At 58.3% G+C, this 13,877-nt stretch carries 12 protein-coding genes and 1 riboswitch; of the genes, 5 read left to right on the top strand and 7 right to left on the bottom strand.

Going from position 1 to position 13,877, the window contains the following annotated elements; translation table 11 throughout:
• The first annotated feature begins 3 nt into the window (after positions 1-3).
• On the top strand, positions 4-1,167 hold the full coding sequence (locus V3W49_RS05735) for a glutathionylspermidine synthase family protein (RefSeq protein ID WP_500144255.1): 1,164 nt from the start codon (positions 4-6) through the stop codon (positions 1,165-1,167).
• A 31-nt stretch (positions 1,168-1,198) separates the two neighbouring features.
• On the opposite strand, the gene ygiD is transcribed toward V3W49_RS05735, so the two are convergent.
• Entirely contained in the window at positions 1,199-1,990 is a 792-nt protein-coding gene (ygiD, locus tag V3W49_RS05730; RefSeq protein WP_500144253.1) for a 4,5-DOPA-extradiol-dioxygenase, read from the bottom strand.
• Between the two features lie 196 nt (positions 1,991-2,186).
• Here ygiD and zupT point away from each other — a divergent pair, with 196 nt between their 5' ends.
• The gene (gene zupT, locus V3W49_RS05725) at positions 2,187-2,960 is read left to right on the top strand and encodes a zinc transporter ZupT (protein WP_500144251.1); all 774 of its coding nucleotides are present in this window, start codon (positions 2,187-2,189) and stop codon (positions 2,958-2,960) included.
• Between the two features lie 72 nt (positions 2,961-3,032).
• Here the strand turns inward: zupT and ribB are convergent, their stop codons facing one another.
• Positions 3,033-3,686: a 3,4-dihydroxy-2-butanone-4-phosphate synthase gene (gene ribB / locus V3W49_RS05720; protein ID WP_500144250.1), complete on the bottom strand. Its 654-nt coding sequence runs from the start codon at positions 3,684-3,686 to the stop codon at positions 3,033-3,035.
• A gap of 108 nt (positions 3,687-3,794) precedes the next feature.
• Positions 3,795-3,956: riboswitch (FMN riboswitch) on the bottom strand.
• 355 nt (positions 3,957-4,311) lie between these two features.
• Between ribB and ubiK the strand changes: the two genes are divergently transcribed.
• Positions 4,312-4,593 carry a ubiquinone biosynthesis accessory factor UbiK gene (gene ubiK, locus V3W49_RS05715; protein WP_500144249.1) on the top strand — a complete coding sequence of 94 codons (282 nt, stop codon included), beginning with the start codon at positions 4,312-4,314 and terminating at the stop codon, positions 4,591-4,593.
• Between the two features lie 35 nt (positions 4,594-4,628).
• Here the strand turns inward: ubiK and hldE are convergent, their stop codons facing one another.
• The 3 genes from hldE to V3W49_RS05700 are packed head-to-tail and all read right to left on the bottom strand — an operon-like array spanning position 4,629 to position 10,281.
• On the bottom strand, positions 4,629-6,065 hold the full coding sequence (gene hldE / locus V3W49_RS05710; RefSeq protein WP_500144248.1) for a bifunctional D-glycero-beta-D-manno-heptose-7-phosphate kinase/D-glycero-beta-D-manno-heptose 1-phosphate adenylyltransferase HldE: 1,437 nt from the start codon (positions 6,063-6,065) through the stop codon (positions 4,629-4,631).
• Positions 6,066-6,114: 49 nt separating this feature from the next.
• Positions 6,115-8,961, bottom strand: coding sequence for a bifunctional [glutamate--ammonia ligase]-adenylyl-L-tyrosine phosphorylase/[glutamate--ammonia-ligase] adenylyltransferase (gene glnE, locus V3W49_RS05705; RefSeq protein WP_500144247.1), 2,847 nt, complete (start codon positions 8,959-8,961; stop codon positions 6,115-6,117).
• Positions 8,962-8,979: 18 nt separating this feature from the next.
• Entirely contained in the window at positions 8,980-10,281 is a 1,302-nt protein-coding gene (locus V3W49_RS05700; protein WP_500144361.1) for a CYTH domain-containing protein, read from the bottom strand.
• A gap of 291 nt (positions 10,282-10,572) precedes the next feature.
• Here V3W49_RS05700 and V3W49_RS05695 point away from each other — a divergent pair, with 291 nt between their 5' ends.
• The gene (locus tag V3W49_RS05695) at positions 10,573-11,187 is read left to right on the top strand and encodes a TIGR04211 family SH3 domain-containing protein (protein ID WP_500144245.1); all 615 of its coding nucleotides are present in this window, start codon (positions 10,573-10,575) and stop codon (positions 11,185-11,187) included.
• Positions 11,188-11,292: 105 nt separating this feature from the next.
• The gene (locus tag V3W49_RS05690) at positions 11,293-12,534 is read left to right on the top strand and encodes a multifunctional CCA addition/repair protein (RefSeq protein ID WP_500144243.1); all 1,242 of its coding nucleotides are present in this window, start codon (positions 11,293-11,295) and stop codon (positions 12,532-12,534) included.
• Between the two features lie 15 nt (positions 12,535-12,549).
• On the opposite strand, the gene bacA is transcribed toward V3W49_RS05690, so the two are convergent.
• Positions 12,550-13,368, bottom strand: coding sequence for an undecaprenyl-diphosphate phosphatase (bacA, locus tag V3W49_RS05685; protein WP_500144242.1), 819 nt, complete (start codon positions 13,366-13,368; stop codon positions 12,550-12,552).
• Between the two features lie 115 nt (positions 13,369-13,483).
• The gene (folB, locus tag V3W49_RS05680; protein WP_500144241.1) at positions 13,484-13,846 is read right to left on the bottom strand and encodes a bifunctional dihydroneopterin aldolase/7,8-dihydroneopterin epimerase; all 363 of its coding nucleotides are present in this window, start codon (positions 13,844-13,846) and stop codon (positions 13,484-13,486) included.
• Between the last annotated feature and the right edge of the window lie 31 nt (positions 13,847-13,877).

Raw genomic sequence — 13,877 nt, 5'->3', positions numbered from 1 at the left:
TCCATGGAAAGAGTCGCCATTAGCGAGCGTCCGGACTGGCGCGAAAAGGCCGCCGAATACGGCTTCAACTTCCACACTATGCACGGCGAGCCCTACTGGAGTGAAGAGGCGTATTACCGCCTGACGCTGGCCCAGATCGAAAAGCTGGAAGAGGTCACTGCCGAACTGCATCAGATGTGCCTGCAGGTTGCCAAACGGGTGGTCGCCAGTGATGAACTGATGGACAGATTCCGCATTCCAAAGCACGTGCGCGATTTTGTCCGCCAGTCCTGGAACAGCCATCAGCCTTCGCTCTATTCACGTCTGGATCTGGCGTGGGACGGCAGCGGCGAGCCAAAGCTGCTGGAAAATAACGCCGATACGCCCACCTCGCTGTACGAAGCCGCTTTTTTTCAGTGGATCTGGCTGGAAGATCAGATAGCCGCCGGCAATCTGCCGCCCGACAGCGATCAGTTCAACAGCCTGCAGGAAAAACTGATCGAACGCTTCGCACAGCTTAAAGCGCAGTCCGGTTTTAACCTGCTGCACTTCACCTGCTGCCGCGATACGGTAGAAGATCGCGGTACCGTACAGTATCTACAGGATTGCGCCAGCGAAGCCGGACTCGCCAGTGAGTTTCTCTATATTGAAGATATTGGTCTGGGGGAAAAAGGGCAGTTCACGGATATGCAGGATCAGGTAATCAGTAACCTGTTCAAGCTCTATCCGTGGGAATTTATGCTGCGCGAAATGTTTTCGACCAAGCTGGAAGATGCCGGTGTACGCTGGCTGGAACCCGCCTGGAAGAGCATTCTGTCCAATAAGGCATTGTTGCCAATGCTCTGGGAGATGTTCCCCAACCACCCGAACCTGCTGCCGGCTTACTTCGCCGACGAGGATCATCCGGAGCTGGAAAAATACGTGGTAAAACCGATCTTTTCCCGTGAAGGCGCTAATGTGCGCATTATCGAGAAAGGTCAGGAGATAGCCCGGGTGGACGGCCCTTACGGAGAAGAAGGCTATATCATCCAACAGTTCCACCCGTTGCCTAAGTTCGGCGATAGCTATACGCTGATTGGCAGCTGGCTGATAGACGACCAGCCGGCCGGCATCGGGATCCGTGAAGACCGGGAGCTTATCACTCAGGATCTGTCACGCTTCTATCCCCACAGCTTTATCGGCGAGTAGCCCTGAGCCGGGGGGAATGCCCCCGGTTGTTCTATTCACCCACCTGAACCGACAGCATGCTCAGGGATCCCATCTCTATCCCTTCAGTCGGTAACGTTACCGGTTCTTCTCCGTTCCAGGCGCCCAGGATATACAATAGCGGCAGGAAATGCTCCGGCGTCGGGTTTGCCAATATCCCCCCTTCATGCTCCAGATAATGCGCCAGTGGATGCCGGGCGGCCGGGCCGCGCCAGGTCAGGTTGTGTTTAACAAACTGGTTAAAAGATTCAGCCCAGGGATAAGCCGCTCCTTCCTCCTGACGACGCGCCATCCGCAGGTTATGAACGACATTTCCGCTGGCCAGCAGCAGTATCCCCTGTTCACGCAGGGCGGCCAGACGCTGCCCCACCTCCAGATGCCAGTGCGCAGGCTGCGTAGCGTCAATACTCAGTTGCACGACAGGAATATCTGCCGTGGGGTACATCTTAATCAATACGCCCCAGCTACCGTGGTCAAAGCCCCAGCCATCTTTATCCAGCGCCACCGGAACCGGCGCCAGCCGCTCCGCTATCTCTCGCGCCAGAGCCGGGCAGCCAAGGGCCGGATACCGCGTATCGTACAGCGCCTGCGGAAAACCGCCGAAATCATGGATAGTGCGCGGTTGTTCCATGGCTGTCGCAAAGGTGCCGCGGGTATACCAGTGGGCGGAAATCGCCACAATGGCCTTTGGTCGCGGTAGCGCCTCTGCCAGCTGTCGCCAGCTGCGGGTATATGGGTTATCTTCCAGCACGTTCATCGGGCTGCCGTGACCAAGAAAAAGTGCCGGCATTGGGCGAATCGTCATAAACAGGTGTCCTGAACATGGTAATGTTGTTCATGACACCATACCTATTTTCGGCCAGCGAAGATGCCGGAGAAGCGTGATGGAGACTGTCAGGAAATTTGAATGTAAGCATTCTGTAAAACACCGGCAGCGGTGTCGCTTTTTTTACGGCCACCCGATAGCATGAATAATAATCATTATCATCAAGGAGTTTGAGATGTCTGCCCCTCTGATCCTGACTCTGCTGGCAGGAGGTGCCACCTTTATCGGCGCCTTCTTCGGGGTGATTGGCCAGAAGCCTTCCAATCGGGTGCTGGCATTTTCACTCGGCTTCGCTGCCGGCATTATGCTACTGATCTCTCTGATGGAGATGCTGCCGGCCGCGCTGGATACGCCCGGGATGTCGCCGGTCATCGGTTACGGCATGTTTATGCTGGGACTGCTGGGCTACTTCGCGCTGGATCGCATACTGCCCCATGCCCATCCTCAGGATCTGCTCGACGGTACCCTGAACAAAAAAAAGCGTAATTTGCGTCGTACCGCGTTGCTGCTCACCCTGGGCATCAGCCTGCACAACTTTCCCGAAGGCATTGCCACCTTTGTCACCGCCAGCAGCGATCTGGAGCTGGGCGCGGGCATCGCCCTGGCCGTGGCGCTACATAATATTCCCGAGGGACTGGCGGTGGCTGGGCCTGTCTATGCCGCTACCGGCTCGCGGCGAAAAGCCATTTTCTGGTCAGGTATCTCGGGGTTCGCTGAAATTCTTGGTGGGGTTCTGGCCTGGCTTATCCTCGGCAGCCTGGTCTCGCCGGTGATGATGGCCGCCATCATGGCGGCGGTGGCCGGAATAATGGTAGCGCTGTCGGTAGATGAACTGATGCCGCTGGCCAGGGAGATCGATCCGCATAACAACCCAAGCTACGGCGTGCTGTGCGGTATGTCAGTGATGGGATTCAGCCTGACGCTGTTGCAGAGCGCGGGTATCGGCTGAATCTACGCCGCCACAATGCAAAAACCCCGCTCTGGCGGGGTTTTTTATGCAACTTAAGGAATCAACATCCGTTTAGCTGGCTTTACGCTCATGCTCACGGCGATAAGCCACCAGATCTTCGATAGTGACCACGGCCATATCGTGCTGGCGGGCAAAAGCGATGCACTCCGGCGCGCGCGCCATAGTACCATCATCGTTGGTCAGTTCGCACAGCACGCCCGACGGCTTCAGGCCAGCCAGAGTCACCAGATCGATGGTCGCTTCGGTGTGGCCGCCGCGGGTCAGCACCCCACCTTCGCGTGCGCGCAGCGGGAACACATGGCCCGGGCGATGCAGATCAGAGGGTTTGGCGTTATCGGCGATGGCGGCGCGTACCGTAGTCAGGCGGTCTGCTGCGGAAACCCCGGTGGTTACGCCTTCGGCAGCCTCTATGGTCACGGTGAAGCCGGTGCCGTAGGCGCTGGTGTTGTTCTCAACCATCATCGGCAGGTCAAGCTGCTGGCGACGCGCTTCGGTCAGGCACAGGCAGACAATACCGCTGCCGTGACGGATGGTCAGCGCCATCTGCTCTACGGTCATATTTTCAGCGGCAAAGATCATATCGCCTTCGTTTTCGCGATCTTCATCATCCAGCACCATCGCGCCGCGCCCTTCGCGCAGTGCGGCCAGTGCATTTTCGACACGCTGGAAAGGCGTGCCAAATTCGGAAAGCAGAGTCTGATTCATGGTAAATTAACCTCATTAAAATTATGGATTACCAGAACCAGGGCTGTCTTAGGAGTGTGCCGAAAAAACGGCATTACAATAACGTGAGCGGGTAGCGCCCGACAGAATCGTTATCCTCTCCCATCCGGACTTTAACCGTCGGCTCCGGAATTACACCGGATCTGCTAACCTCCGGATGAATTCCGGAGTGCTCGCGGGCTTTCAGTCATCCTGCTGGATTCGAACTGATTTACCGCCGGTGGGGAATTTCGCCCCGCCCTGAGAATAAGCAGGATCACTATAACGCTAATTACTTTACCCGGCAATGAGGTTTCGGGATCGATGTTTGCGGCAGAAGCCAAAAGCATGATTACAGGTTTATCCGCCGCGCATCAGGCATTACAATTAACGCAATACGCCCTAAATAATTCGAGTTGCAGGAAGGCGGCAAGAGAGTGAATCCCCAGAAGCTTACTCAAGTAAGTGACTGGGGTGACAAATCTGTCAGGAACAGATTTGAACGCACGATAAGTGCGGCCCTGAAAGGGTGAGGCCCATGGATGGGCCGAATAACTGAGCGCAGCCAACGCATATGCAACTTGAAGTATGACGGGTATACACCTTATTTATCTCAGGGAAACCCGCTATGATTGACCCGAAAAAAATTGAACAGATAGCCCGTCAGGTCCATGAGTCGATGCCGAAAGGGATTCGCGAATTCGGGGAAGATGTGGAAAAGAAAATCCGCCAGGTGCTGCAGTCGCAGCTTAATCGCCTGGATCTGGTAAGCCGCGAGGAGTTCGACGTGCAAACCCAGGTTCTGCTGCGCACCCGCGAAAAGCTGACCGCGCTGGAGCAGCGTCTGAATGAGCTGGAAAACAGGGATAAAACCCCAGTCGACGACGATCAGCAGACGCCGCAGGCCTGATTCAATAAGCGGGAGGAACACCTCCCGCTATCGCGTTATTCGCCTTTCGCCTCCTCGCGGATCCGGCGAATGATGTTGGTGGTGGAACAGCCATCTTCGAAGTTCAGAACCTTCACTTCGCCACCGTTGGCCCACACCTCTTTACTGCCCGCAATCTCTTCCGGCTTATAATCCCCCCCCTTCACCAGCAGATCCGGCAGGATCTCCGCGATCAGGCGCTGCGGGGTATCCTCTTCAAAAGGCACCACCCAGTCCACGGCTTCCAGAGCCGCCAGAACGTCCATCCGCTGATCCTGCGGATTTACCGGGCGGCTGTCGCCTTTCAGTCGGCGGGTAGAGGCGTCGCTGTTCACGGCGACTATCAACCGGTCCCCCAGCTTACGGGCGTTGGCCAGATAGGAAACATGGCCCGCGTGCAGAATGTCAAACACGCCGTTGGTCATCACCACCTTCTCGCCGCGTTTGCGGGCATCGGCCACGGCCTGCTTAAGCCCTGCTTCGCTCATCACGCCGAACCCCGTCTCTGAACGACCGCGTACCGCGTTTTCCAGTTCAACCGGCGACACCGTAGAGGTTCCCAGCTTGCCGACCACAACGCCTGCCGCAGCATTGGCGAAGAAACAGGCCTCTTCCAGCGAATTCCCGGCTGCCAGCGTTGCCGCCAGCACGCCGATAACGGTATCCCCGGCGCCGGTCACGTCATACACTTCCTGGGCCTGGGTCGGCAGATGAAACGGCGCCTTACCCGGCTGCAGCAGCGTCATACCCTGTTCAGAGCGGGTCACCAGCAATGCGGACAGTTCGAAGTCGCTAATCAGCTTCATACCGCGCTCAACGATCTCGTCAACGCTGCGGCACTTGCCTGCCACCGCCTCGAATTCAGAGAGGTTAGGCGTCAGCAGCGTCGCGCCACGATAACGCTCAAAATCGGCGCCTTTCGGATCGATAAGTACCGGAACGCCCGCTTTGCGCGCCAGCTGAATCATCTGCTGTACGCTGGCCAGCGCCCCTTTGGCGTAGTCGGAAAGCACCAGCGCACCGATCTGCGGTAGCGCCTGATTGATGCGCTCATGCATCGGCTCGGCATCGACCCCTTCGAATCCCTCTTCGAAATCCAGGCGGATCAACTGCTGGTTACGCGACAGCACCCGCAGTTTGGTAATGGTGGGATGAGTCGGCACCGAGACGAAATCGCACTTCACATTGACGTCGGCCAGCGCTTTGCTCAGGGCCCGCGCCGCATCGTCGATGCCGGTCAGGCCAACCAGCCGCGACGAAGCGCCAAGCGAGGCGATGTTCATCGCCACATTAGCCGCGCCGCCGGGGCGCTCTTCAATCGTGTCCACCTTCACCACCGGCACCGGGGCTTCCGGGGAAATGCGGCTGGTGGGGCCATACCAGTAGCGATCCAGCATGACATCCCCAACCACCATGACGCCTGCGCGCGTGAATTCGGGCAGCGTTACTTTCATTTCTGACTCTCCAGCGAGAAACTTCGAATCTGGCGCGATAATAGCATAATTACACCGCCTGGCACCCCAACCACCTCTGCCAGCTGGCAGTGACCTGCGCCCGTTCGCGTTCGAAAAGTGCAGGATCCACATGGCCCGGCAGTTCCTGCAGAGCCAGGTGATGCAGCTCGTCGCGCAAATGGGTGTAAGCATCGGTCAGCGCCTGCGCCTCTTCCTGCTCCATGACCCCGCTTCTGGCCAGCAGCTCCAGAATCCGCACATTGTCAGACCAGCGCGTTAACAGCGGCCGGGTATGGGCATGAGCCAGCACCAGATACTGGGTGATAAATTCGATATCGGTAATACCGCCTTCATCAGCTTTAATATCGAAACGTCCCCGGTGCTTGTTGCCCAGATGAGCACGCATTTTTTCCCGCATGCCGCGCACTTCTTCGCGCAGAGCGGCGGCATCACGCGGTTTTTCCAGCACCTGACGACGAATCTGGTCAAAGCCTTCTGCGAGGGCAGGCTCTCCCCACACCATTCTGGCGCGCACCAGCGCCTGATGTTCCCAGGTCCAGGCTTCGTTCTGCTGATAGTCGCTGAATGCTTCCAGGGTGGTAACCAGCATGCCCGCCGAACCGGAAGGCCGCAGACGGGCATCCACTTCGTAGAGCACGCCGGAAGAAGTGCGGGTGCTGAACAGATGCATAATGCGCTGGGCCAGTCGCAGATAGAACTGACGCCCGTCTATCTCCCTGGCGCCGTCGGTCATCACCGTGGCCGGACAATCGTGCAGAAACACCAGGTCGAGATCGGAGCCGTAGCCCAGTTCCCATCCCCCCAGCTTACCGTACCCCACCACCGCAAAGCCGCGCCCTTCGCGATCGCGCAGGTGTGTGGGCTGGCCGAAGCGCGCCACCATCTGATTCCAGGCCATGCGTACCACGGCATCAATCATCGCTTCGGCCAGCCAGGTAAGGTGATCGCTGACCTTCATCACCGGCAACGTCCCGGCGATATCGGCGGCCGCCACCCTCAGCAGTTGGGCCTGCTTAAACTGGCGCAGCGCTTCAAGCTGCTGCTCTTCGTCTTCTTCCGGCACCCGCAGCAGGTACTGACGCAGCTCGTCGCGATAAGCGTCGGTCGCGGTGGGCTGATAGAGGGTATTGGGATCCAGCAGTTCGTCGAGCAGCAGTGGATAGCGCCCCAGCTTATTGGCCACCATCGGCGATGCGGCGCACAGTCGAATCAGATGCTTCAGGGCGCCGGGAAACTCGGTCAACAGCTCCAGATAAGTGGTGCGCGAAACGATACCGCTCAACAGCGGCGTGATACGCGCCAGCGTCAGCGCGGCATCATCGCGCACGCAAATTTCGCTCAACAGGCGCGGCATTAGCTGATCCAGCACCTGACGGCCGCGCGGGCCAATGGTGCGCTTGTCGGTTTCACGCCGGAAGCCGGCCAGCTGCGCCAGCAGCTGCTGGCGCGCTTCTTCACTCAGATGTGCCAGCTCCGGCATACGTTCGTCGGCGTCCAGCGCATCCAGCCACAGTCCTCGCCAGCACTCAGTCACCGCCTCTTCTTCACCACCGGGCTCGTCATCGCCGATCAGCGCATCGAAAATACGCCGTACCGCGGCCATATGCTGTTCCAGCCGGGTGTGCAGGCACTGCCAGTCTGCCATGCCCATTCCCCAGGCCAGGCGAGCGCGATTCAGCGCGTCCTGCGGCAGAGTCTGGGTCTGTTCGTCGTTAATGCTCTGCAACAGATTCTCAAGACGACGCAGGAACAGATAAGCTTCACGTAGTGCGTCAACATCTTCCGGCGCCAGCAGATGCAGCTCGCCGATGGCCGTCAGGGTAGGCAACAGGGAACGCTGCTGCAATTGCGGTTCCCGGCCGCCGCGAATCAGCTGGAATACCTGAGCGATAAATTCTGCCTCTCGGATGCCCCCCGCTCCCAGCTTGATATTATCGGTCAGGCCGCGGCGCCGCACTTCGCGGGCGATCATTCCCTTCATGCTGCGCAGGGACTGAATCACGCTAAAGTCGATATAGCGCCGGAACACGAAGGGCCGCAGCATGGCGCGTAGCTCCTGGCTGGCGGCATCATCCTGGGCGCCCATTACGCGGGCTTTTACCATGGCGTAACGTTCCCAGTCGCGCCCCTGCTCCTGATAGTAATCTTCCAGCGCCGCGAAGCTCAGTACCAGCGGGCCGCTGTCGCCGAACGGACGCAGCCGCATATCCACCCGATAGACGAAGCCGTCCGCCGTCGGCTGATCCAGCGCCTTAATCAGGCGCTGCCCCATACGGGTAAAGAACTGGGCATTATCCAGCTCCCGCCGCCCTCCCCGGGTCGTGCCGCCTTCCGGCCAGGCGAAAATCAGGTCAATATCCGACGAGAAGTTAAGCTCGCCGCCTCCCAGTTTGCCCATGCCCAGCACCAGCAGCGTCTGAGGTTCGCCGCTGGCATTGCAGGGCGTTCCCCATTCCCGACAGCAGGCGGCATACAACCACTCTCGGGCGGCGACAATCAGACATTCCGCCAGTTCACTCAGTTGGGTCAGCGTTTGCTCCGTGCTGGCGTGATGCAGAATCTGGCTCCAGGCGATGCGGGTCAGAATCCGGCGCCGGAAACGGCGCAGCTCGCGCATCAGATCGGCTTCGTCCTCCACGCTGGCCAGTTCTGCAGCCAGCCAGCCGCTATATTCCCGCCATTCATCCGGCCGGGGAGGCGACTGCTGTAGCGCCGCCAGCAGGGCAGGTTCCGCCGTCAGACTGTTGAACAGAAAATCACTAAAAATCAGCGCGCCCCGGGCCTCTTCGCTCAAGGATGCGGGATCGATTTCCTGAGGGAAAAGCGCCGTCAGGGTCTGCCAGTGCTGCTGTAATATGGGGGAAAGCGGCGTCATAAGGTAGTCCTTGTCCGGTTAGCGTTGCCCGCTGTGATTCCAGAACGGCGCCTGAGTTAACGCCTGCCTGCGTGCATGTTCAATATCGCCCTCCCGGCCATGGGGGATGGCGTCGGCCAGCGCCTGCCAGCTTGCAAGCCAGGGCCGCCAGCGCGCTTCTTTATAGCCGGCGGTCAGGATTCTCGCCATATCCAGACAGCGCTCAAGTCGAAGTAACTGCTCACTAGCATGCTCATTACCACGACCAGAAAAGGCCGCTTTCAGCTCCGCAGCCAGCCGGGATAGTTGGGTATCCGCAAAGCGTTTGAAAGAGCCTTCCAGTTTACTGCGCATTTTCGCGTCCAGCCATGGACGCCAGGCGTGGGTCGCCAGCCATTCGGTCAATGCCAGCTGAGCACCGCTGTTGCTAAGACTCCACGGCAATTCATCATCCAGCGGCTGCGCCGCGAGCGCCTCTTCCAGCTGGCTTAACTCACCACGTAAGTGGGTACTCGCTTTTCTTGGGATTGCGCCGCCAAAAAGGGCCAGCGCATGGCGAACCAGCACGACGCCGCGTGCCACCTGACGCGCGGCGTCGCTGTTACCCCTGGCCCACAGCTCTTCATGATACTGCCAGTGGGAAAGCGCCATCGCCAGCGCGGCTTCCATTCCCTGCTCCAGAGTCGCCTTCGGCAGCCAGTCCATCCCCGACAGTTCACGAGCTTCGCGTGGCAGGTTGCCGCGCGCCAGATGATAACCACGCGCCGCCTTACTGAGGCTTCCCTGACGCAGGCCTTCGCCCAACAGCTTTTCACGGGCCAGGCTCAGTACGTCTTCCACACGTCCTTCCAGCAGCTCCAGCTCCAGTTCACACAGTGGTTCCTGATGTTCGCCAGCGACGATTTCACCCTGATCGAGCGCAATCTCAATACGGCTTTCACCGTAAGTAACCACCCACTTTTCCCGCTGAAAGTCAGTGCGAAATAGCGGCGCCAGCGTTTCTGACAGCACATCGACGTCAAGCCCCTGGGGCCACATCTCAGCCGGGAAGCGCGTCAGTTCCAGCTCAGGGCGCTCCAGCGCTATGTTATATTCCGGGCGCTGGTGCAGACCGCCGATGGTCTGTCCCGCCGTTTTCATGGTCATCTCGTAACGCCCGTCGTCGCCGCGCACCCGTAGCCCCATATCATGGCGACGTAGCTGTAAATCCGGGGTTTCATAGTAGATATTCAAAAGGTTACGGACGCTGCCATGCTCCCCTTCCAGCGCATTCAGCTCGGCGCGCAGCGAGGCGAGCGCATCCTGGCGTACGATAAATTTTAATTCGATTTCCTGGGCCATAATCTGTTTCGTCACCCTGCTGTTTACCATTGGTCAAAAACCAGCGAACTTATGATTCAAATACTTGTCATTAGAAAGGCTGCATTCCGTCATTATACATGGCAGGATACAGTCTGACATTTTGCGCCAAATTGCCGCGTCGTGCGCGATTTGACGGGCGTAAAACCTGAGGCGGTGACGACAGTCGCGGGAAAAACACACCAGGATGATTCTCATTCAGGTTTGTTACCCGCCTCGTCAGACTGATGTCACCATAATTTTTCCACGTTTTATGACAATAACGACGATCTAATGCAGAAATTACGCCTGATTAGCCTGATCTTGCTCTCTTTGAGCGCAGCCACTGCGGCCCATGCGGAGGAAAAACGCTTCGTCTCCGACGAACTGACGACCTGGATCCGCAGCGGCCCCGGCGACAACTACCGTCTGGTGGGTACGGTTAACGCCGGCGATGAGGTCACGCTGCTTCAGACCAACGGCAAATATGCTCAGATCCGCGAAGCAGACGGGCGTACCGCCTGGATTCCGGTCGATCAGCTTAAAAGCGAACCCAGTCTGCGCACCCGGGTTCCGGATCTGGAAAACCAGGTAAAGACGCTGACCGACAAGCTTAACAATATCGACGCCACCTGGAATAAGCGTACCGCCGATATGCAACAGAAAGTCGCGAAGAGCGATGGCATTATTAACGGCCTGAAGGACGAGAACCAGCAGCTAAAAAATCAGTTGGTTGTCGCCCAGAAAAAGGTCAATGCCGCGAATATCCAGCTGGATGATAAGCAGCGCACCATCATTATGCAGTGGTTTATGTACGGCGGCGGCGTTGCCGGCGTCGGCCTGCTGCTGGGCCTGCTGCTCCCGCATATGATCCCCAGCCGTAAACGCAAAGACCGCTGGATGAACTAACCCTCCTCAGGCGGGCGTTCCTGCGCCCGCCGCTCAGCTTTCCTTAGCCTTCTCCTCTACACTTACGTATCATCGACTGAACAATAGTGGTAAGGAGAATTGCAGGTGAAGATTTATCTGGTCGGTGGCGCGGTACGTGATGGGTTGCTAGGTCTGCCGGTCAAAGACAGAGACTGGGTGGTCACTGGCGCTACACCACAGCACATGCTGGAATCCGGCTATCAGCAGGTCGGGCGCGATTTTCCCGTCTTTCTTCACCCCGAGACTCACGAAGAGTACGCCCTGGCGCGAACCGAGCGTAAAGCCGGGCACGGCTATACCGGTTTTATCTGCCACGCGGCGCCGGACGTTACCCTGGAGCAGGATCTTAAGCGCCGCGATCTTACTATTAACGCCATCGCTATGGACGAACACGGGGAGATTATCGATCCCTTGGGAGGACGCCGGGATATTGAATGCCGCGTGCTGCGTCATGTCTCCCCCGCGTTTAATGAAGATCCGTTACGGGTGCTGCGGGTCGCGCGCTTCGCGGCTCGTTACGCCCACCTTAATTTCCGTATTGCCGATGAAACCCTGGCGCTGATGCGCTCGATGGCCGAGAACGGCGAGCTGGCGCATCTGACGCCGGAACGGGTATGGAAAGAGACAGAAGGCGCCCTGATAAGCCGTAATCCCCAGATTTATTTCCAGGTGCTGCGCGATTGCGGCGCGCTGGCGGTGCTGTTTCCGGAAATAGAGGCGCTGTTTGGCGTGCCAGCGCCGGAAAAATGGCATCCGGAGATCGATACCGGCGTTCATACGCTGATGACTCTGGCGATTGCGGCGCAGCTCAGCCCGGCGCTGGATGTGCGCTTTGCGGCCCTGACTCACGATCTGGGTAAAGGCCTGACCCCGAAGCATCTCTGGCCACGCCATCACGGGCACGGCCCGGCGGGCGTTAAGCTGGTCGAACAGCTCTGCCAGCGCCTGCGGGTACCAAACGAAATTCGCGACCTGGCGAAACTGGTGGCCCGCTATCACGATCTGATCCACACGCTACCGATACTACGGCCTGAAACCCTGGTGAAGCTGTTTGACGATATCGACGCCTGGCGTAAGCCACAGCGCGTAGAGCAAATCGCTCTGACCAGCGAGGCGGACGCCCGCGGACGCACCGGCTTCGAATCCAGCGACTATCCGCAGGGACGGTGGCTTCGCGACGCCTGGCAGGCGGCGCAGTCGGTGTCGACCAAAGCGGTAGTCGAAGCGGGCTTTAAAGGCGCGGAAATTCGCGAGGAGCTCACACGCCGCCGCATTCAGGCGGTCGCGCAGTGGAAGGCGCAGGCCTGCCCTCAGCCTGCGGGCTGAAGGCAGAACGCGATCTTACATAAAGACGGCCCAGACCGCCGCCGCAACGATAAAGCGATAGATGGCGAATGGGATAAACGAAATGCGCTTAATTAGCTGCAGGAAGGTCTTAATGGCGATCAGCGCCACGATAAAGGCGGTAACGAATCCCACCGCAAACATCGGCAGGTCGCCAACGCTCAGGAATCCCCAGCTCTTGTAAAGATCCAGAATCGTCGCCCCCATCATCATCGGCACCGCCAGGATGAAAGAGAACTCAGACGCGGCATAGCGGCTCACGCCCATCAGCATACCGCCGGAGATCGTGGCCCCGGAGCGCGAAAAGCCAGGCCACAACGCCAGACACTGAAAGCAGCCGATCATAAAAGCCTGGCGGTAGGTCATATCGTCGATCCCCACAGCGCGCGGCTGCGATGGCTTCAGACATTCGGCGGCGATCAGCAGCAAACCGCCCACCACCAGGGCGTACATCACATTCACCGGATTAAACAGCGACTTGATGGCGTCGTGGAATACCAGCCCCAGCACCACGGCCGGAATCATCCCCAGCAGAATATGAATGAGCGTCAGCCGTCCGCTGCCTTCACCTTCGTGGGGCGGTTTACCAAAGTGAATGCCAATGAGCCCGAACAAACGGCGCCAGAACATCACCACCACGGCCAGAATCGAGCCCAGTTGAATAACCACTTCGAAGGTTTCTGCTTTGTCTCCCTCAAAACCCAGCAGGTGGCCCACAATAATCATATGCCCGGTACTGGAGACCGGCAGAAACTCAGTCAGCCCCTCCACGACCCCCAGTATGGCAGCAACCACCAGCGAATGAACATCGCCCATCAACATTAACCCTCTAAATAATAAGCAATAAAAACAGCCGCAACCCGCAGCTCAAAAAAGGTGCACGCAGTATGACCTTGCATACCGCGTTTGGTTTACCCGAATAACCCTAAAATTAGCCTTTCAGATTTGTGCCACGCTCGATAATCACCCCCACGCTGGCGGCCCTTGCCACGGCGCCCGGCTTGCTGACTTTAATGCGCACCCAGGGCGAGTTAAAGCGGCTCATCAGCAGTTCGGCCACCTCTTCCGCCACCCGTTCGACCAACGCAAAACGCCCCCCCTCTACGTAGGCGACCACCGCATCGCTGACGTCCGCATAGCTCAGACAGTCGTTCACATTATCGCTTGCCGCCGCTTTTCGGTTATCCCAACCCATTTCGATATCGAAAATCAGCTTCTGTTCGATGGTCTGTTCCCAGTCGTAAACGCCAATGGTGGTAATTACCGAAAGTTGCTCTATAAATACAATATCCATCACGACCTGCCCGTTACGTTGTGCACAGCAT

The organism is Rosenbergiella sp. YN46, assembly GCF_036620675.1.
In the GTDB taxonomy this organism is placed as follows: Bacteria; Pseudomonadota; Gammaproteobacteria; order Enterobacterales; family Enterobacteriaceae; genus Jejubacter.
Note: the sequence above shows the minus strand (reverse complement) of the source record. Positions and strands in the feature narration are given on the sequence as shown.